The sequence below is a fragment of the Planococcus sp. TJ-301 genome, assembly GCF_058268475.1.
On sequence record NZ_JBZDOH010000004.1, the window covers coordinates 153896 to 172534 of the forward strand.

Here is an 18639-nt window from a genome sequence, read left to right on the forward strand (position 1 = left end):
ACACATAAAAAGGGAGACTGACAACATGAAGAAATTTGTAGCAGGAACATTATTAACAGCATTCGCATTAGCGGGATGCGGAGCAGACGAAGGCGGCTCAGGCGAAGAGTCATCAACATTGAAAATCGGTGCATCGAATGTGCCGCACGCTGAAATTCTTGAACAAGCTAAACCGATTCTTGAAGAACAAGGCATCGAACTTGAAATCGAATCATACCAAGACTACATTTTACCGAACCAAGACTTAGAAGCAGGTGAAATTGACGCTAACTACTTCCAGCACGTTCCTTATCTGGCTTCACAAGTAGAAGAGTTCGGCTATGAGTTTGAAAATGCCGGCGGTATCCACATCGAGCCAATCGGCGTTTATTCTCAAGAATACGATTCTTTGGAAGAACTTCCAGAGGGTGCTACTATCCTAATGAGCAGTTCAGTTGCAGATCACGGCCGCATTTTATCTATGCTTGAAGCGCAAGGTTTGATTAAGTTGGATGAAGCTGTGGAGAAAACGACCGCAGAAGTCAGCGACATTTCGGAAAACCCTAAAAACTTGCAGTTTGAAACAGATTACGAAGCAGCAATTTTAGTGCAAATGTACGAGCAAGGCGAAGGTGACGCTGTATTGATTAACTCTAACTACGCAATCGATGCTGGCTTGAACCCTATGGAAGATTCCATTGCTCTTGAAGATTCAGACTCACCATATGTCAACATCATTGCGGTCCGCAAAGGCGATGAGGACAAGGAAAATGTCCAAGCATTGGTCGAAGTATTGAAATCACAAGAAATCCAAGACTTTATCTTGGAAGAATGGGGCGGCTCTGTCGTACCTGTAGATTGACAAAAAGCATCCGAGAGGATGCTTTTTTATTTTGATAAAATAATGAAAATATTCCGCGTTTTTCTCAAACTATTCTATTTTTTTGCCTCCTATGATACTTTTGAATAATAATGATAATACAATTGTTCATATGGGGAGGACAAAATAATGAAGATTAAGTTTGGTTTGCTGCCAAGAATTATTTTGGCAATCGCTTTAGGAGTGTTAATCGGTTCATTTGCGCCTGAATGGCTGGCTCGCGTTTTTGCCACGTTCACCGCTATTTTTGGAAGCTTTTTGAATTTCATTGTTCCATTGATCATTCTTGGTTTTATCGCTCCAGGTATTGCTAAACTCGGAAAAGGCTCAGGGAAATTACTGGGGCTTGCCACATTTTTCGCTTATTTCTCGACAATAATTGCTGGCATTCTGGCATTTGTGGCATCAACGACAATTTTACCGAATTTCATGAAAGCCGGATCGATGAGCAACATCGATGATCCGGAACATGCACTTGCTGCATCGTATATCGCATTGGAAATGCCGCCAGTATTCGGCGTTATGTCCGCTTTGATTCTCGCGTTTTTGCTTGGAATCGGTATGGCTTCAACAGGCAGCAAAACAATGATTTCGTTCTTTGATGAATTCCAGGCGGTTATTGAAAAGACGATTTCATATGTAATCATTCCATTGCTGCCAATCCATATTTTCGGGATTTTCGGCAATATGGCATACGGCGGGGCAGTTGCTGAAATTTTGTCATTGTTTGCTGTTGTATTCGTCATGATCCTCATCCTTCACTGGATCATGCTCCTGCTGCAATACACGACTGCCGGTACCTTGAATAAAAAAAATCCATTCTTCTTGCTGAAAACGATGATGCCGGCTTACTTTACCGCGCTTGGCACCCAGTCATCTGCGGCAACAATTCCAGTTACCGTCCAGCAAGCACGCAAGACCGGAGCCAACGAACGTGTTGTTGACTTCGCAGTGCCGCTGTTTGCAACGATTCACCTTTCCGGCAGCACAATCACAATCGTGTCTTGTGCAGTCGGCGTCATGTTATTGACTGGCGAAGTGCCGGCTTTTGGCAGCATCTTGCCATTCATCTTGATGCTTGGTGTAACAATGATTGCTGCACCTGGTGTTCCAGGCGGGGCAGTAATGGCTGCTATCGGGCTGCTTGAATCGATGCTCGGTTTCGATCAAACCATGGTCGCACTTATGATAGCCCTTTACTTAGCACAAGATAGCTTTGGTACTGCAACAAACGTAACTGGCGACGGTGCTTTGTCAATGATCGTCGATCGCTTCACAAATGGAAAAAAAGCGTTGCAATAAAACCAATATTTCCTCTATTTCGACTTTTCTCCCAAATATATACAATCAGAAAAAGCTGTGCTACTATAACTTTGGATTGTAAGAAAAAGGGGGAAATATTTATGAAGAAATTACTGGTTATCGGTTTCTCAGTTGCACTTCTATTAGGAGCTTGCGGTGAAGATAAAACTAGCGGGGCTACTGAAGAAGCACCTGCAACAAATGGTGCTGCAAAAGAGGCAGGCAATGCGAAACAGGAAATGATGCGTTTCTACATGTCAGTTCCAAATACGATCAATGCAACAGATGCAGACTTGAACGCTTTTGAAATGGCACAGACAGAAGGCACATTGCCTAAAGCTGAAGAACTTCAAACAATGAAGGATGCAGCTAAAGCTTCAGCTGAAGAAACTTCCGCAGCAGTAGAAGGAATAGAAATTCCTGAAACGCTCGAAGAACAAAAAGCTGATATCGAAGCTGCACTAGCTTCTATTAAAGAGTCTTACGACATAAAAGCTGAAGAGCTGACGAAAGAAGCTTCTTTCGAAGCGGCAAATGCAAAATTCCAAGATGCAGACGAGAAGTTCAATGCCTTATTGGAAGCGCAAGAGCTTAACCCTTCAAGCATCTACAACGAAGTAAGCCAATAAACAAAAGGTCCGGCATCTGCTGGACCTTTTTTTGTTCCTATATTCCGGAAAATAGCTGTGAAGGCATGCATCCAAGAATTAGAGAGAGGCCGTTGCGAAGAAGCTTGCGCGGCTGAAGCCGTGCCAGCGGAACGCGTCCGCCTGTCTCTGGATTGCTTTAGTAGCTTCGAGTCATGAAAATACGGTGAAGTAAAATGAAAAATTATAATCAAATTCTGAGACATTATTCTTAAAAAGAATAAATTTAGGGTGTTTTGAATTTTCTGGTAATTCATAAGACAAAAGAGCCATTTTATAGAAGTTCACTAATTTTGGGTTTTATCTGGAATATCCGGGGTATACTTTACAAGTAATACAAACCGGAAAGGGATGAACCGCTATCGATTCAAATGGAATTGAGCACACAGAAAAAATGGAACAGGCTTTTAGGGATGTCCACGGATTTGGTATCGACGAATATCAAAACGACACTGACAAGATTATTGAAGTGGAACAACGGAGAGAACAGGATTATCGGCAGGGCCAACAAGTTGCTGCTCGTTTGGAACGTCAAGTACACAGAAATTCATAATAGACGAAATTGACACGGCCGGCGCCTTTAAGTGCCGGTTTTTTGTTTGCTTATTTCTCATTTAGCGATCAGTTATTGAAAATGCGGAAACAGGTTTGGTATGAGGGAAAAACCTCTTGAAATTAGGGCAAATACAGTATTTTAAATTGTTTGCCGTTGGTTTTCAGAGCCGATTTAAAGATTTGCTACAAAGCCCCATTTCATGTAAGATTAGAATGATACTAATTAAGAATGGAATTCCATTCAACATTAACTTTATGGAGGTATATACATGTCAACTTTGATCATTAAAGATTTGCACGTTAAAATCGAAGATAAAGAGATTTTAAAGGGTGTAAACTTAACAATTAATACAGGTGAAATTCATGCCATCATGGGACCTAACGGAACTGGGAAGTCTACATTGGCTTCTGCTATCATGGGGCATCCGAAATATGAAGTAACATCAGGATCGGTATTTCTTGATGGAGAAGACGTTCTTGAAATGGAAGTGGATGAGCGCGCACGTGCAGGCCTATTCCTTGGCATGCAATACCCGAGCGAAATTTCAGGCGTGACAAATGCTGACTTTATGCGCTCTGCGATCAATGCTCGACGCGCGGAAGGCGAAGAGATTTCATTGATGAAGTTCATCCGCGAACTTGACAGCAAGATGGAGACGCTTGATATGGACCAGGAAATGGCACAGCGCTATTTAAACGAAGGCTTCTCAGGCGGCGAAAAGAAACGCAACGAAATTCTTCAATTAATGATGATTAAACCGACATTCGCGATATTGGATGAAATCGACTCCGGACTGGATATCGATGCGCTTAAAGTTGTTTCTGATGGCATCAACCAGATGAAAGGCGAAAACTTCGGTTGCTTGATCATCACTCATTATCAGCGTTTGCTGAACTATATTACACCAGACCACGTCCACGTGATGATGCAAGGCCGCGTCGTTAAATCCGGCGGCAAAGAACTTGCACTTAAATTGGAAGCTGAAGGCTATGACTGGATCAAAACTGAGCTTGGTATTGAAGACGAGACAGTAGGACAAGAAGCTTAATTGGAAGGGGAGACTAACGTGACGGTTGAAACAAACTTAAAAGTGACCGAGCAGGACGTGCGCTCCTTCTCGGCTTCTAAATCAGAACCAGAAGAGTTTACGAACCTGCGCGTCCAGGCTTTGGCAGCTGCAGAAGTGTTGCCTTTGCCAAAACCGGATAAAACGAAAATCACAAGCTGGAACTTTACGGAGTTTCCGGTACATTCGACAGAAAGCTCAACGTATTCTTCATTAACAGAGCTTCCTGAAGAAGTGAAATCATTGGTTGATCTTAAACAGAAAAATCTTTATATCCAACACAATAATACGCCGGCATTTACGGCTTTATCTGATGACTTAAAAGCGAAAGGCGTCATCTTGACTGATATTTTCACTGCAATCCGCGACCATGCGGATTTAGTGGGCAAATATTTCATGAAAGATGCGGTTAAAGCTGAAGAGCATAAATTGACTGCATTGCACGCTGCTCTTTTGAACGGCGGAGTTTTCCTTTACGTTCCTAAAAACGTTGTAGTGGAAGAGCCTGTACAAGTTATCTTCATCCACGACGATGAGAATGCGTCATTGTTCAACCACGCATTGGTCGTGGCGGACACGAGCAGCCAAGTGACATATGTGGAAACATATATTTCGACAGTGCCGCATGCAAAAGGCCTGGCAAACATCGTCTCTGAAGTTATTGCAGAAGATAATGCACAAGTCACTTATGGCGCAGTGGATGTATTGGCTGAAGGCTTCACAACCTACGTCAACCGACGCGGTGTTGCAAAGCGCGACTCACGCATCGAATGGGCGCTTGGCATGATGAACGACAGCGACACGATTTCAGAAAACACGACTTTCTTGATCGGCGACAATTCTGTCGGTGATACGAAGACGGTGGTGGTCGGACGCGGTTCACAGAAACAGAATTTCACAACGAAAATCATCCACTGGGGCAAAAACTCAGACGGACAGATCTTGAAGCATGGCGTCATGAAAGATTCGGCGTCAGCCATTTTCAATGGCATCGGCAAAATCGAGCATGGCGCAACCAAAGCCAACGCAGAGCAAGAATCACGTGTGCTGATGCTTAGCCCGAAAGCGCGCGGGGATGCCAACCCGATGCTTCTGATCGATGAAGATGATGTTACAGCAGGGCACGCCGCTTCAGTCGGCCGCGTGGATCCGCTTCAATTGTTCTACTTGATGAGCCGAGGTATTTCAAAACAAGAAGCTGAACGTCTTGTTATTCACGGCTTCCTGGCACCGGTAGTACGCGTATTGCCAATCGAAGGCGTTAAAAAGCAATTGACGGAGGTTATCGAAAGGAAAGTCCGCTAATGATACCTAAAGAGATTAAAAGCTATTTTCCGATCCTGAATCAAGAAATCAACGGCCATCCACTGGTTTATCTGGACAGTGCGGCAACTTCCCAAAAGCCGGTGCAGGTGATCGAGGCGCTGAAGAATTACTACGAATTCGACAACTCGAACGTCCATAGAGGTGTCCATACACTAGGCAACCGCGCTACTGAGAAATACGAAGGCGCACGTGAAAAAGTGCGTAAATTCATCAATGCCCAATCGACAGAAGAAATCATCTTCCTGCGCGGCACTACCACAGCCATCAATTTGGTTGCACAAAGCTATGGCCGAGCAAATGTCGAAGAAGGCGATGAAATTGTCATCACTTATATGGAGCACCATTCGAACATCATTCCGTGGCAGCAATTGGCGAAAGAACGCGGAGCTGTCCTGAAATATATTGAACTTGAAGAAGATGGTACCATTTCATTGGAACAAGTTCGTGCAGCTATTACGGCCCGGACGAAAATCGTGTCCATGGTTTACGTTTCCAACGTCCTTGGCACGATGAATCCGGTAAAAGAAGTTGCGCAGATTGCCCATGAAGTCGGCGCTGTCATGGTCGTGGATGGAGCACAAGCTGCTCCCCACCTGAAAATTGATGTTCAGGAGCTGGACTGCGATTTCTTCGCGTTTTCAGGTCATAAGATGGTCGGACCGACCGGCATCGGCGTGTTATATGGTAAAAAAGCTCTTTTGAACGATATGGAACCAATTGAATTCGGCGGCGAAATGATTGATTTTGTCGGTCTTTATGACTCTACCTGGAAAGAGCTGCCGTGGAAATTCGAAGGCGGGACGCCGATTATTGCCGGCGCTGTCGGCTTAGGTGCAGCAATCGATTTTCTGAATGATATCGGCTTGAATGAAATCGAAAAGCACGAGCATAAAATGGCTGCCTACGCGATGGACAAAATGAGCGGGATTGAAGGGCTCGAAATCTACGGCCCAACAGATCCAGCAAAACGGGCAGGCATCGTCACTTTCAATTTGAATGATGTCCATCCGCATGATGTCGCAACGGTCTTGGATATGAGCGGAATCGCTGTACGCGCTGGCCACCATTGCGCACAGCCGCTTATGAAATGGCTGGACGTTTCAGCCACAGCCCGCGCAAGCTTCTATCTTTACAATGACGAGTCGGATATCGACCGTCTTGTAGAAGGACTGCGTTCAGCAAAGGAGTATTTCAACGATGTCTTCTAATAATTTAGATCAACTTTACCGACGCGTGATTATGGACCATTATAAAACACCGCGCAACAAAGGCACGCTCGACAAGAACAGTGTTAATATAGAAATGAACAACCCGACTTGTGGAGACCGAATCTTGCTGACGCTACAAGTCGAAGACGGCATTGTCAAAGATGCAAAATTTGACGGCGAAGGCTGCTCGATTTCCATGGCATCAGCTTCAATGATGACGCAGGCGGTCAAAGGCCAAGCAGTGGAAGATGCGTTAAAACTTTCGCGCATCTTTTCGGACATGATGCTTGGCAAAGAGTATGATGACTCAATCGACTTGGGTGATATCGAAGCTCTTCAAGGAGTTTCGCAATTCCCGGCGCGCATCAAATGCGCGACGCTTGCATGGAAAGCCATGGAAAAGGGTGTACAAAGCGAAGAAAAATCGTAACACAGAACGGAGGAACGGCGATGGCTAAGAAAATGCCAGAAATCGGCGATTATAAATATGGGTTCCATGACAAAGATGTCTCGATCTTCAGATCCAAACGCGGTCTGACGGAAGACATCGTCAGAGAAATCTCGAAAATCAAGGAAGAACCGGAATGGATGCTCAATTCCCGCCTGAAAGCACTAAAATTGTTTTACTCAATGCCAATGCCACAATGGGGCGGCGACCTGGCTTCATTGAACTTCGATGAAATTACGTATTACGTAAAACCATCTGAGCAGAGCCAGACATCTTGGGACGAAGTGCCGGAAGAAATCAAAGCGACATTCGACAAACTCGGCATTCCTGAAGCTGAGCAGAAATACCTTGCAGGTGTTTCAGCGCAGTATGAATCCGAAGTTGTTTACCACAACATGAAAGTCGAATTGGAAGACATGGGAATCGTCTTTAAAGATACCGGTTCTGCACTTCGTGAAAACGAAGACTTATTCAAGGAATACTGGCAATCAGTTATTCCAGCTGCTGACAATAAATTCGCAGCTTTGAATACGGCAGTATGGTCAGGCGGATCGTTCATCTATGTCCCTAAAGGCATTAAAGTGGAATCTCCGCTTCAAGCTTATTTCCGCATTAACTCGGAAAACATGGGCCAATTCGAACGTACACTGATCATCGTTGATGAAGGCGCAAGCGTTCATTATGTAGAAGGCTGTACAGCACCGGTTTACACGACGAATTCATTGCACTCGGCTGTAGTTGAAATCATCGTGAAAAAAGACGCATATTGCCGTTACACGACTATCCAGAACTGGGCGAACAACGTCTTCAACCTTGTAACGAAACGCGCTTTCGTTGATGCGAACGGTACAATGGAATGGATCGATGGCAACATCGGTTCTAAATTGACGATGAAATATCCAGCTATTTACTTGAAAGGCGAAGGCGCACGCGGCATGACCCTGTCGATCGCTATCGCTGGCAAAGGGCAGCACCAGGATGCTGGAGCGAAAATGATCCACTTGGCTCCAAATACATCTTCGTCAATCGTTTCAAAATCGATTTCGAAACAAGGCGGGAAAGTTTCCTACCGCGGAATCGTCCACTTCGGCCGCAAAGCCGACGGCGCGCGTTCGAACATCGAATGCGATACGCTGATTATGGACAATCAGTCTACATCTGATACGATTCCATACAACGAAATCTTGAATGACAATGTTTCTTTAGAGCACGAAGCGAAAGTTTCGAAAGTATCTGAAGAGCAATTGTTCTACTTGATGAGCCGCGGCGTTTCTCAACAAGAAGCGACAGAAATGATCGTAATGGGCTTTATCGAACCGTTCACGAAAGAATTGCCGATGGAATATGCGGTAGAAATGAACCGTTTGATCAAGTTTGAAATGGAAGGCTCTATCGGTTAATGGATTAATTAATGGCCCTTGGTATGGCTTTGCTCATGCCAAGGGCTATTTTTTTGGAGTTTTATTGTTACCGAATGCAAATGATGTAAATTTTTTTCGAGTTTTCTAATGAAAAACTTTGCAGTTTTACAGTCTGCTCGTGGGGTATATAAACCAAGAAGATAGAATACAAGGAGGTTTGCTGCACATGAGCCAAGCATTCGATGCATTGAAAGAAAAGCTTAGCAACGCAGACATGGGACAAGCAAAAGACGTAATCATACAAGCTAAGCAAGCTTATGAAGATGGTCAAATCAATGAAAATGAAAAAAATGAACTGATGGAATCTGCAAAATCTGTAATTGGAAGCAAAGGGATCGGCGGAATTTTTTAAGAGGCTGAAATGAAATATTATTTGGACAAGGGAGAATAGCCTTAAGCATACTGCTTGTATGCTTAAGGCTATTTTTATACGTTAAAATAAAAGCAGGAGCTTCTAAATTAAATCGATGATTGGGATAAAGAGATTGAGTTTGAACACCACAATAAAAGCCCGGCGCATCTGCGCTGATCTTTTACTTTTTGATATTTTTCAATGCTTCCCGAATGCTTAACGGCTGCAGCGTAGAAGTGGCAACAAAATCTCTTACCCATTCCAGATCGGTTTTGGCGTATTCCCGCAGCGCCCAGCCGATGGACTTTTGGATAAAGAACTCGGATGAATTGGCATGCTGTAAAATGATGCGGCTGAGCACCGCAGTGTCTGTTGCTTGCTTGAATTTCAATTGATGAAGAATGGCTGCCCGGTTGGTCCACATATTACTCGCGCTTGACCATTCAAACATTGCGGCAGCACCGGCATTTCGTTCATGTTGAATCACGTGCCCGACAATACGCGGCGCGATGGAATCGACACTGTCCCACCAGGGCTTGCTTTCCACCAGTTCGCGAAGAAAAGGCAGGTCATGGACTGATAATTGGCTTTTCATCTTATCGAGCAGAGCGATTGCAGCGTACTGGTACTCGCGTTCCGGAAACTTATATAGAGTCCAGACTTCTTCCACCAAGCGGTTTAGTTCCGGGAGTCGGCATTCCGCAAACTGTTCTTTTAGCAAAGCTTTCCGCAAAGGCGTTCTTATGCCCAGGAAAGTGAACTGGTTTCTCATATAGGCAGCCATCAGAAGGGCTAGGGTTTCATCACGGTGTGCTTCGAATTTTTCGGTAAGCTTGTTATGGTTCCAATCTGTTTTCATCTTTTACCATCTCCAGTTAGCTTTTAAAAAAGTGTAGCATATTCAATAGGTGGGAAATAAAACAATAGAGGATTTTAATGAAGCAGAGTGCGGTTTACATTGTATAGAAGAAATTGCTAAATGATACCCATTCACTCCTTATTCAGCAAAAGGCTGAAAGCTGACACAAACGATTATGAAGCGTCCTCATAAAAGACGTTCGTTTTTTTCTATGCTATCATAAAATAACAGTGAAAAATGGAGGCGGGACGATGATAAACGTAGGATTGACAGGTTGGGGCGACCATCCGGACGTCTACAGCCCGGATTCGAAAAAGACTGAAAAACTCATTGATTATAGTGCCCATTTCCCGATTGTCGAGCTGGATTCTTCATTCTATGCCGTTCAGCCGGCGCGCAACATCACCAAGTGGATAAATGAGACGCCAGATGGTTTTCAGTTCGTTGTGAAAGCCTACCAAGGCATGACTGGCCATCTGCGCGGGGAAAACCCTTTTGACAGTAGAGAAGAAATGTTTGAAGCGTTTCGCTTATCGATCCGTCCCATGAAGGAAGCGGGGAAATTGGCGATGGTGCTGCTGCAATTTCCACCTTGGTTTGATTGTCAGAAGGATAATGTGGAACAAATAAGAGAAATCACCGGCCATCTACAAGAGTTCGACATGGCGATTGAATTCCGCCACCAGTCCTGGTATGCGCCGGAATTCCGCGATAAAACGCTGGAATTTTTGAAGGAAAACAACTTGATCCATACGGTATGCGACGAACCGCAGGCAGGGGATGGTTCTGTCCCGCTAGTGGCAGCGTCAACGCGCGGTGACAAAGCACTATTGCGTATCCACGGGCGTAATGTGCACGGCTGGACAAATCCAGGCGGAGGCCAAAAGTGGCGCGAAGTTCGTTATTTGTATGATTACAACGAAGAAGAATTGCGTGAAATCAGCAGCGCGGTTGAAACCCTTCAGAAATCTTCCGAAACCGTTTATGTCATATTCAATAATAATTCCGGCGGGCATGCGGCTGGGGATGCCAAACAGTTCCAAAGCATGAACGGCTTGGAATTCAATGGTTTGTCCGCAAAGCAACTGGATTTATTTGAAGGAGGATTTTAATGGAATTTGTATTGCTGGCGATTGTAGGATTGTTATCGGGCATAGTGGGAGCGTTGATCGGACTCGGAGGCGGGGTTATTCTGGTTCCGGCGATGTTGTTCCTAGTAGCCACTGTCGCTTTCTTCCCCGATTTGAGCCCTCAGCAAATCGTCGGTTTATCTGTCATCATGATGATTTTCACCGGCTTGTCTTCCACATTGTCTTATATAAAGGTCAAGACGGTCGACTACCGGAGCGCGCTTATCTTCTTTGCAGGGAGCGCTCCGGGTACAGTAGTAGGCGCCTTTGTCAATAAAGGGCTCGACCTGCCATCATTCAATTTGTATTTCGGCATTCTGCTAGTCTTCTTATCCCTATTATTATTGGTTAGGGACAAATTGAAGGTTGTCTACTGGTTTGTTGAAAACGGTAAAAAGAACACATTCACGGATTCGATGAACAAGGAATATGTTTATGGTTATCCAATATGGTTCGCTTTGCTGTTGACGTTCGGCGTCGGTTTCGCATCGGGGCTATTCGGCATCGGTGGAGGGTCCATTATGGTGCCCGCTATGATCCTACTGTTCTTGTTCCCGCCGCATGTCGCGGTCGGTACGTCAATGTTGATGGTGTTCTTATCTTCCATTATCAATTCAATCACGCATATTTCACTAGGCAATGTGCCTTGGATTTATACACTTGCGATTGTGCCTACGGCGTACATCGGAGCTAAGATTGGTGCGTCATTGAACAAAAAGATAAAATCGGAGACGCTTGTCGTCATTTTGCGGCTAGCGTTGCTGATCCTTGGCTTGCGTTCGATTTATGAGGGATTATTCAGTATTTAAAGAGGTGCAGAACATGGGGGAAATTATTCATATTTATCATACAAATGATCTCCACAGCCATTTTTCACATTGGCCGGAGATCCGTGCCTTTTTGCATGAACGCAAGCGCTGGCATGAGGAGGCGGGCGATACATGCTTGATTTTGGATATCGGCGACCATGTTGACCGTTCGCACCCTTTTAGTGAAGGGACTGCCGGGAAAGGCAATGTGGATCTTCTAAACGATGCTGGCTATGATGCAGTGACCATTGGGAACAATGAAGGCATTACTTTGTCGAAAAAAGAATTGGACGAGTTATATATACAAGCTGATTTTGATGTGGTGGTATCAAATCTTTTCACCGCTGAAGGCCGCCGTCCGTCTTGGGCAAAACCATCAGCAGTCGTCTCGACTGCGGAGGGCCGGAAAATCGGGTTGGTCGGGGCGACTGCGGAATTCACGCCTTTTTACAAGCGCCTTGGCTGGACAGTGTCAGATGCTAAGCAATCCATTGTTGAAGCCGCCGCAGAGCTGAAGGGGACCGTCGATTTTATCGTCTGCCTTTCGCATCTTGGTATCAGGGAAGATGAGCTGCTTGCAGAAATGTGCAGCGACTTGGATATCATCCTTGGCGCGCATACCCACCATATTTTCCACGAAGGGAAAATGATCAATGATTCGCTGCTCGGTGCTGCCGGGAAGTTCGGCATGTTTATAGGCCATATCACAATCGACCCAGTTACGGGGGAGCGGGAAGCAGAGCTGATTGAAACGGCCGATCTGCGCAGCAATGATGAAGGGTTCAATGACATGCTCATTGAGGAGGGCAAAATGCAGCTGAACGAACCGGTCTTTTACAACGACAAGCCTTTAAAGGCAGAGTGGTTCAAAGACTCAGAACTTGCTGAACTTTTCGGCCAAGCGATGCTGGAATACTCCGGTGCGGATTGTGCGTTGTTCAATGCTGGGTTGTTCATGGAAGATATGCCGCTCGGCGAGACAACGCGTTACGATTTCCATAAGATGTTGCCGCATCCGATCAATTTGTGCATGATCGAGTTGAGTGGTGCAGAACTGAAAGAAATCTTTCTTCAATCGTTGAACGCTGACTGGCCGAATATCGAATTGAAAGGGATGGGTTTCAGAGGGGCGGTTTTCGGCAACATGGTCCGCGTCAACTTTTCATTGGTCGGGCATGAGCTGCACATTGGCGGCCGCCGCGCGCGGCATGATGAAATGTTCAACTTGATCACACTAGATATGTTCACGTTCGGCTATTTTTTCCCGGAGCTGAAGCGTGCTCCGAAAACGTATTTCATGCCGGAATTTCTGCGCGATGTCTTTAGCCAATTTTTCCGCACTAAACCGGTGAAATGAGTGAATATTCGGAGTTGAAATTCATTTGATTTCATTAATATTGTGCGCTATGCTTTTAATGAATTCAATATCGATGGGTAGAGGCTGCAAGGCTTATCAGTAGGGTGCGGGGGTATGACATGGTTGCTCGCATCCGAAAGGGGGTTTTGCCGAAGTTTCTTTTTCAGCTGTCACTGAAAAAGAGGCTGGGGTCATTCTGAACAAGAATGTCACTGTCGTCTGTGTTTTGCATAGACGAAGAGCTACAGGGTTGTTTGATGTTTTACCACACAGACGAATTGTAGAAGGCTGATTGTATCCATTGGGAACAATCAGCCTTTTTTTCTTACTTTCTCTTCCATCCTATTAAAAAAGGAGGAATTTAACATGGAAAACACTATTTTTTCGATTTTGCCGCCAATCGTGGCAATCGTCATGGTCCTGCTGACAAAACGTGTACTGTTGTCGCTTGGCGCAGGGATTGTCGCTGCGGCGTTCATTTTGACTTCTTTCGCGCCGGTGCAAGCCGCTACGGAAATCTTCAATTCATTTGCCATCACGTTCTGGGACGGAGGGTTCAACGCTTATAACGTCTTTATCCTGCTGTTCTTGTTTTTGCTCGGAATCATTACCGCGTTTGTCAGCCTGTCGGGCGGCAGTATGGCATTTGCCGATTGGGCATCTGAACGCATCAAAACACGCCGAGGCGCAAAAGTGCTGACAGTCGTGCTCGGAATGGTCATTTTCATCGATGATTATTTCAATGCGTTGGCAGTTGGCCAAGTAGCACGTCCGATTACGGACCGCTACAAAATTTCACGCGCTAAACTTGCTTATTTCATCGATTCAACGGCTGCACCTGTTTGTGTTATTTCGCCTGTTTCCAGCTGGGGAGCGGCAATCATCGGAATCATCGCCAGCATCTTGTCGGCACAGACTTTTGTTCAGATGTCTGCGCTTGAAGCGTTCATCTGGATGGCTCCGATGAATTTCTACGTAGTCGCAGCATTGGCAATCGTCTTTTTCGTCGCAGTGCGCGATGTCGATTTCGGTGCTATGAAAAAACACGAAACACGCGCTATTACAACGGGCGAACTATTCGATGCCAAGAAAACAATTCCTGGGGAGATGAAAGAAGACTTCCCGGTCCATGGTCACGGCCGTGTGACGGATCTGCTTTTGCCGATCATCTTGCTGGTTGCAGGAACGATCGGGGCAATGATTTGGACCGGTTACCAGAATGCAGGGCAGATCTTGGATATCTGGGCAATTTTTGAAAACACGGATGTTCCTGCTTCTTTGATGGCCGGCGGTTTATTGGGTGCGATTTCTTCCATCCTATTGTACGTTCGCCAATTCAAACACAATAAAACAGCGAAAGCGTCTTGGGTTGGAAAAGGCATCTTTGAAGGCATCCGTTCTATGCTTGGAGCTGTGCTGATTTTGATTTTTGCATGGTCGTTGAGTTATTTGATTGGTGCATTGGAGACAGGACTGTATTTGGCTGATTTTGTTACTGAAAGCAATATGCCGATTGAAATCCTTCCTGTGCTGCTTTTCGTACTTGCAGGAATCATGGCCTTCTCAACAGGAACTTCATGGGGCTCTTTCGGGATCTTGCTGCCAATTGCCGGAAATATCATGGCACAAGCTGCACCAGAATTACTGCTGCCAGCACTTGCAGCGGTTTTGGCAGGCGCAGTGTTCGGAGACCATTGTTCACCAATTTCCGATACGACGATTCTGTCGTCTACCGGTGCAGGAAGCAACCATATGGACCATGTGTTGACTCAATTGCCTTATGCATTGACTGCAGCTGCTATAGCAGCGGTCGGCTACATCGTAATAGGTTTTACAGGTTCACTTCTATGGTCGCTACTGACAGTCATAGTCATTTTAGCAGTATTATTCCTTGTATGGTCAAAACGAACTACAATTTTAGAAAAACAAGCAAATAGCTAGTGGTTTTAAAAGCAGAGATCTTGGATCTCTGCTTTTTTATTATTGCAGTAATAGTTTTTAAGAAATTTTTTCCGGAATTATCTTTACTTTAGAGGAACCCATAGTTATACTAATTTTAGATTAGTCAATAATCTGAAAATAAACAAACTTCCTATTTTTCTGTAAGAAAAATGGAAGAAGACAAAAAAGGGGGAAGAAAAATGGAACGTTCGCAATGGGGCACACGCGCCGGTTTTATTTTAGCGGCAGTCGGCTCGGCGGTAGGTTTGGGGAACATTTGGCGTTTTCCATATGTAGCCTATGAAAATGGTGGAGGAGCATTCTTTATACCGTACTTATTCGCTCTGTTGACCGCAGGGATACCAATTCTAATTTTAGAATTCACCATTGGGCATAAATACCGTGGATCCGCACCGTTATCATTCTTTAGAATGGGCGGCAAGAAAATGGAGTGGCTGGGCTGGTGGGCAGTATTTGTCTCATTTGTCATATCCACCTATTATGCAGTTATCATCGCTTGGTCTATGCGTTACACGATTTTCTCATTCAACCAGGCTTGGGGATCAGACACCGAAGCATTTCTGTTTAACGATTTCCTTCAATTGACAGTGACACCAGGGCAAACTGGCGGAATAGTATGGGGTGTATTCATTCCGTTGGTGCTTGTATGGGCCATCACACTGGGAATTCTATTTGCAGGAGTTAAAAAAGGAATTGAAATGGCGAACCGTATTTTCATTCCGACATTGGTCGTCATCTTCTTGATCGTTGTTGTCCGTGCGTTAACGCTGGATGGAGCAGCGATGGGTCTTGATGCTTTCTTCAAACCGAATTTTGATGCCATCATGAATCCTCAGGTTTGGGTAGCGGCATACGGGCATATTTTCTTCAGTTTGTCTGTTGCGTTTGCAATCATGATCACTTATTCAAGTTACCTTCCGAAAAAATCGGATATCACAAACAATGCATTCATCACTGGATTTGCCAACTCGGCTTTTGAGTTGCTTGCCGGTATTGGTGTTTTTGCGGCACTTGGCTTCATGGCAAACCAGCAAGGCGTTGCAGTAGCAGATGTGGCTGCAGCGGGTGTAGGATTGGCATTCGTTGTCTTCCCGCAAATTATTAATGAATTCCCTGGCTTTAATGGGCTGTTCGGGGCATTGTTCTTCTTGTCCTTGACGCTTGCAGGATTGACTTCATTGATTTCAATCACAGAAACTTACGTTGCGGGCTTCTCTGAAAAATTCGGCTTGGGCCGCAATAAAGCCATCGCTATAGGCGGCGGTCTTGCGGCATTGATTTCTATCTTGTTCGCAACGCAAGGCGGACTGTTCTTCCTGGATGCTGCTGATTATTTCATCAACCAATTTGGTGTCGCAGCTATCGGCTTAGTGGAAGTGGTCTTGATCGTTTGGGTATTCCGCAAAGCGGATATGCTGAGAGACCATGCTAACGCTATCTCGGATATTCATCTTGGCGGCTGGTGGAAAATCTGCTTAGGCGTAGTAACTCCAATTGTTTTGGGCTATATGATGTTTGGTTTGTTGAAAACGAACCTTCTAAAAGAGTTCGATAACGACACAGGGAACTACGAAGGTTATACCGATACGTTCATCATGTTCGGCGGCGCTGGCGTAGCAATTGCCGCAATCGTTTTGGGAATTCTCTTCTCAGTCGGAAAATGGCATAAAGACCATGCTCAGTTCGACGAGCACAAATAAGGGGGACTTACACAATGTCAACTGAAGCTATTGTTGTAATGATCATTGGTATGGTCATCATTTGGGGCGGCCTGGGCGCAAGCATCGGGCACGCTGTCAAAAAAAGCAAGGAAGCCAAAAGAGCTGCATAATTCGAAGACCCGGAAGCGGTTGCGCTTCCGGGTTTTTATGTTGTCCGACAGTGCAAGGGGAAGTCAGGCATATTGTGGGCAAGTAGTCTTTATGGTACATTTGGAAGAGAAAAGCTGGCGTTTACAAAACCAACATGAATGGGGACGATGAACGTGTCTACAAAGCAGGAACATCTTAGAAAGCCCGATTGGTTAAAGATTAAGCTGAACACAAATGAAAACTACACGGATCTGAAAAAAATGATGCGTGAAAATAATTTGAACACTGTTTGCGAAGAAGCCCGATGCCCGAATATACACGAATGTTGGGGAACGCGGCGCACTGCCACTTTCATGATTTTAGGAGCAATCTGCACCCGCGCTTGCCGTTTCTGCGCAGTGAAAACAGGTCTACCGAACGAGCTCGATTTGCAGGAGCCTGAACGCGTTGCTAAATCCGTCGAGCTGATGAACTTGAAGCATACGGTCATTACTGCTGTAGCAAGGGATGATTTAAAAGACGGAGGGTCTGCAGTGTTTGCTGAAACGGTGCGGGCCATCAAACGTGCCAACCCGTTTACAACAGTGGAAGTGCTGCCATCGGATATGGGCGGCGTTTACGAGAACCTGCAGCGGCTGATGGAAGCGGAGCCGGATATCCTGAATCACAATATTGAAACGGTGCGCCGCTTGACGCCGCGAGTCAGAGCTCGGGCGACCTACGACCGCTCACTGGAAGTACTGCGGCGCGCCAAAGAAATCCGTCCAGAAATCCCGACGAAATCGTCATTGATGCTCGGACTGGGCGAAACCCATGATGAAATCCTTGAAGTGATGGATGATCTGCGTGCGAACGATGTGGATATCATGACAATTGGCCAGTACCTGCAGCCTTCGAAAAAGCATTTGCCGGTACAAAAATATTATTCGCCGAAGGAATTCAAGGAACTTTGGCAACTTGCAATGGATAAAGGATTCTCGCATTGCCAGGCAGGTCCTCTTGTGCGCAGCAGCTACCATGCAGATGAGCAGGTGAATGCCGCAGCCAAAGAACGCCAACGGCTAGGGGATATACAGACTGCAGCAGCAGATAGTTGATAGGTGGTGACAAAGATGTTCGTATTGGACCAATGGGAATATGAAGTCCTGATTGATTACCGGGATGGATTCCAGGAAGAGGCATTGAATGGCCGCTACAGTGAAATATTATCGAAATACGATTACATTCTCGGCGACTGGGGATATGGACAGCTCCGCCTAAAAGGATTTTTTGAAGACGCCAATCACAAAGCGACTTACGATACTAAAATCAGCACATTGCAGGATTATTTATACGAATACTGTAATTTCGGCTGTGCCTATTTCGTCATAAAAAAAGGTGGAAAAGCACCTGCTCCGGCAGAAACGGCAGCCCAAGAACAAGAAGAAATACACCAAACCTCCGAAGCGGAAGCTTGATCCGCCGGAGGTTTTTTCTATCCCTATGGTATGATAGAAAGAGACGGCAGCATGAAAAGAGCTTATTTT

19 protein-coding genes and 1 riboswitch are annotated in these 18639 nt (G+C 45.4%); of the genes, 18 read left to right on the top strand and 1 reads right to left on the bottom strand.

The features are described from left to right. The first annotated feature begins 25 nt into the window (after positions 1 to 25). The 10 genes from AC4EHJ_RS15525 to AC4EHJ_RS15570 all read left to right on the top strand — a co-directional run bounded on the left by AC4EHJ_RS15525 (position 26) and on the right by AC4EHJ_RS15570 (position 9185). Entirely contained in the window at positions 26 to 841 is an 816-nt protein-coding gene (locus tag AC4EHJ_RS15525; RefSeq protein ID WP_490976513.1) for a MetQ/NlpA family ABC transporter substrate-binding protein, read from the top strand. A 147-nt stretch (positions 842 to 988) separates the two neighbouring features. Beyond that, positions 989 to 2161, top strand: a complete 1173-nt coding sequence (locus AC4EHJ_RS15530; protein ID WP_490976514.1) for a dicarboxylate/amino acid:cation symporter — start codon at positions 989 to 991, stop codon at positions 2159 to 2161. A gap of 101 nt (positions 2162 to 2262) precedes the next feature. After that, a complete protein-coding gene (locus AC4EHJ_RS15535) occupies positions 2263 to 2790 on the top strand; it encodes a hypothetical protein (protein WP_490976515.1) in 528 nt (175 codons plus the stop codon). Positions 2791 to 3202: 412 nt separating this feature from the next. After that, positions 3203 to 3361 (top strand): YuzK family famiily protein, encoded by a 159-nt coding sequence (locus AC4EHJ_RS15540; protein WP_490976516.1) that lies wholly within the window; start codon positions 3203 to 3205, stop codon positions 3359 to 3361. Between the two features lie 271 nt (positions 3362 to 3632). Continuing rightward, positions 3633 to 4412: a Fe-S cluster assembly ATPase SufC gene (gene sufC / locus AC4EHJ_RS15545; protein WP_490976517.1), complete on the top strand. Its 780-nt coding sequence runs from the start codon at positions 3633 to 3635 to the stop codon at positions 4410 to 4412. An 18-nt stretch (positions 4413 to 4430) separates the two neighbouring features. Next, on the top strand, positions 4431 to 5735 hold the full coding sequence (gene sufD / locus AC4EHJ_RS15550) for a Fe-S cluster assembly protein SufD (RefSeq protein WP_490976518.1): 1305 nt from the start codon (positions 4431 to 4433) through the stop codon (positions 5733 to 5735). Next, a complete protein-coding gene (locus AC4EHJ_RS15555) occupies positions 5735 to 6964 on the top strand; it encodes a cysteine desulfurase (RefSeq protein ID WP_490976519.1) in 1230 nt (409 codons plus the stop codon). The genes sufD and AC4EHJ_RS15555 overlap by 1 nt, the downstream gene beginning before the upstream one ends. Beyond that, positions 6954 to 7394, top strand: a complete 441-nt coding sequence (gene sufU / locus AC4EHJ_RS15560; protein WP_490976520.1) for a Fe-S cluster assembly sulfur transfer protein SufU — start codon at positions 6954 to 6956, stop codon at positions 7392 to 7394. Before AC4EHJ_RS15555 ends, sufU begins: the two co-directional genes overlap by 11 nt. Before the next feature lie 20 nt (positions 7395 to 7414). Next, on the top strand, positions 7415 to 8812 hold the full coding sequence (gene sufB / locus AC4EHJ_RS15565) for a Fe-S cluster assembly protein SufB (RefSeq protein ID WP_490976521.1): 1398 nt from the start codon (positions 7415 to 7417) through the stop codon (positions 8810 to 8812). Between the two features lie 187 nt (positions 8813 to 8999). Next, on the top strand, positions 9000 to 9185 hold the full coding sequence (locus tag AC4EHJ_RS15570) for a hypothetical protein (protein WP_490976522.1): 186 nt from the start codon (positions 9000 to 9002) through the stop codon (positions 9183 to 9185). Between the two features lie 181 nt (positions 9186 to 9366). Here the strand turns inward: AC4EHJ_RS15570 and AC4EHJ_RS15575 are convergent, their stop codons facing one another. Continuing rightward, positions 9367 to 10044 (bottom strand): DNA alkylation repair protein, encoded by a 678-nt coding sequence (locus tag AC4EHJ_RS15575; RefSeq protein ID WP_490976523.1) that lies wholly within the window; start codon positions 10042 to 10044, stop codon positions 9367 to 9369. A gap of 251 nt (positions 10045 to 10295) precedes the next feature. Here AC4EHJ_RS15575 and AC4EHJ_RS15580 point away from each other — a divergent pair, with 251 nt between their 5' ends. The 8 genes from AC4EHJ_RS15580 to AC4EHJ_RS15615 all read left to right on the top strand — a co-directional run bounded on the left by AC4EHJ_RS15580 (position 10296) and on the right by AC4EHJ_RS15615 (position 18570). Next, a complete protein-coding gene (locus AC4EHJ_RS15580; RefSeq protein WP_490976524.1) occupies positions 10296 to 11156 on the top strand; it encodes a DUF72 domain-containing protein in 861 nt (286 codons plus the stop codon). Then, complete coding sequence (locus AC4EHJ_RS15585) at positions 11156 to 11983, top strand: sulfite exporter TauE/SafE family protein (RefSeq protein ID WP_490976525.1); 828 nt, start codon at positions 11156 to 11158, stop codon at positions 11981 to 11983. The genes AC4EHJ_RS15580 and AC4EHJ_RS15585 overlap by 1 nt, the downstream gene beginning before the upstream one ends. Before the next feature lie 13 nt (positions 11984 to 11996). Continuing rightward, positions 11997 to 13340 (top strand): bifunctional metallophosphatase/5'-nucleotidase, encoded by a 1344-nt coding sequence (locus AC4EHJ_RS15590; protein WP_490976526.1) that lies wholly within the window; start codon positions 11997 to 11999, stop codon positions 13338 to 13340. A gap of 70 nt (positions 13341 to 13410) precedes the next feature. Beyond that, a riboswitch (Lysine riboswitch) is annotated at positions 13411 to 13593 on the top strand. Between the two features lie 113 nt (positions 13594 to 13706). Then, on the top strand, positions 13707 to 15281 hold the full coding sequence (locus tag AC4EHJ_RS15595; RefSeq protein ID WP_490976527.1) for a Na+/H+ antiporter NhaC family protein: 1575 nt from the start codon (positions 13707 to 13709) through the stop codon (positions 15279 to 15281). Between the two features lie 200 nt (positions 15282 to 15481). Next, a complete protein-coding gene (locus AC4EHJ_RS15600) occupies positions 15482 to 17002 on the top strand; it encodes a sodium-dependent transporter (RefSeq protein WP_490976528.1) in 1521 nt (506 codons plus the stop codon). Positions 17003 to 17016: 14 nt separating this feature from the next. Further along, the gene (locus tag AC4EHJ_RS15605; RefSeq protein ID WP_135501419.1) at positions 17017 to 17133 is read left to right on the top strand and encodes a methionine/alanine import family NSS transporter small subunit; all 117 of its coding nucleotides are present in this window, start codon (positions 17017 to 17019) and stop codon (positions 17131 to 17133) included. Positions 17134 to 17286: 153 nt separating this feature from the next. Further along, complete coding sequence (gene lipA, locus AC4EHJ_RS15610) at positions 17287 to 18210, top strand: lipoyl synthase (protein ID WP_490976529.1); 924 nt, start codon at positions 17287 to 17289, stop codon at positions 18208 to 18210. A gap of 15 nt (positions 18211 to 18225) precedes the next feature. Continuing rightward, the gene (locus AC4EHJ_RS15615) at positions 18226 to 18570 is read left to right on the top strand and encodes a YutD family protein (protein ID WP_490976530.1); all 345 of its coding nucleotides are present in this window, start codon (positions 18226 to 18228) and stop codon (positions 18568 to 18570) included. Positions 18571 to 18639: the final 69 nt, after the last annotated feature.

Coding starts and splice junctions, on each gene's coding strand:
- sufC (WP_490976517.1), top strand. CDS start 3,633: ATGTCAACTTTGATCATTAAAGATTTGCACGTTAAAATCGAAGATAAA.
- sufB (WP_490976521.1), top strand. CDS start 7,415: ATGGCTAAGAAAATGCCAGAAATCGGCGATTATAAATATGGGTTCCAT.
- AC4EHJ_RS15570 (WP_490976522.1), top strand. CDS start 9,000: ATGAGCCAAGCATTCGATGCATTGAAAGAAAAGCTTAGCAACGCAGAC.
- AC4EHJ_RS15555 (WP_490976519.1), top strand. CDS start 5,735: ATGATACCTAAAGAGATTAAAAGCTATTTTCCGATCCTGAATCAAGAA.
- sufU (WP_490976520.1), top strand. CDS start 6,954: ATGTCTTCTAATAATTTAGATCAACTTTACCGACGCGTGATTATGGAC.
- AC4EHJ_RS15575 (WP_490976523.1), bottom strand. CDS start 10,044: ATGAAAACAGATTGGAACCATAACAAGCTTACCGAAAAATTCGAAGCA.
- AC4EHJ_RS15535 (WP_490976515.1), top strand. CDS start 2,263: ATGAAGAAATTACTGGTTATCGGTTTCTCAGTTGCACTTCTATTAGGA.
- AC4EHJ_RS15530 (WP_490976514.1), top strand. CDS start 989: ATGAAGATTAAGTTTGGTTTGCTGCCAAGAATTATTTTGGCAATCGCT.
- AC4EHJ_RS15525 (WP_490976513.1), top strand. CDS start 26: ATGAAGAAATTTGTAGCAGGAACATTATTAACAGCATTCGCATTAGCG.
- AC4EHJ_RS15585 (WP_490976525.1), top strand. CDS start 11,156: ATGGAATTTGTATTGCTGGCGATTGTAGGATTGTTATCGGGCATAGTG.
- AC4EHJ_RS15590 (WP_490976526.1), top strand. CDS start 11,997: ATGGGGGAAATTATTCATATTTATCATACAAATGATCTCCACAGCCAT.
- AC4EHJ_RS15600 (WP_490976528.1), top strand. CDS start 15,482: ATGGAACGTTCGCAATGGGGCACACGCGCCGGTTTTATTTTAGCGGCA.
- AC4EHJ_RS15615 (WP_490976530.1), top strand. CDS start 18,226: ATGTTCGTATTGGACCAATGGGAATATGAAGTCCTGATTGATTACCGG.
- AC4EHJ_RS15605 (WP_135501419.1), top strand. CDS start 17,017: ATGTCAACTGAAGCTATTGTTGTAATGATCATTGGTATGGTCATCATT.
- AC4EHJ_RS15540 (WP_490976516.1), top strand. CDS start 3,203: ATGGAACAGGCTTTTAGGGATGTCCACGGATTTGGTATCGACGAATAT.
- AC4EHJ_RS15580 (WP_490976524.1), top strand. CDS start 10,296: ATGATAAACGTAGGATTGACAGGTTGGGGCGACCATCCGGACGTCTAC.
- AC4EHJ_RS15595 (WP_490976527.1), top strand. CDS start 13,707: ATGGAAAACACTATTTTTTCGATTTTGCCGCCAATCGTGGCAATCGTC.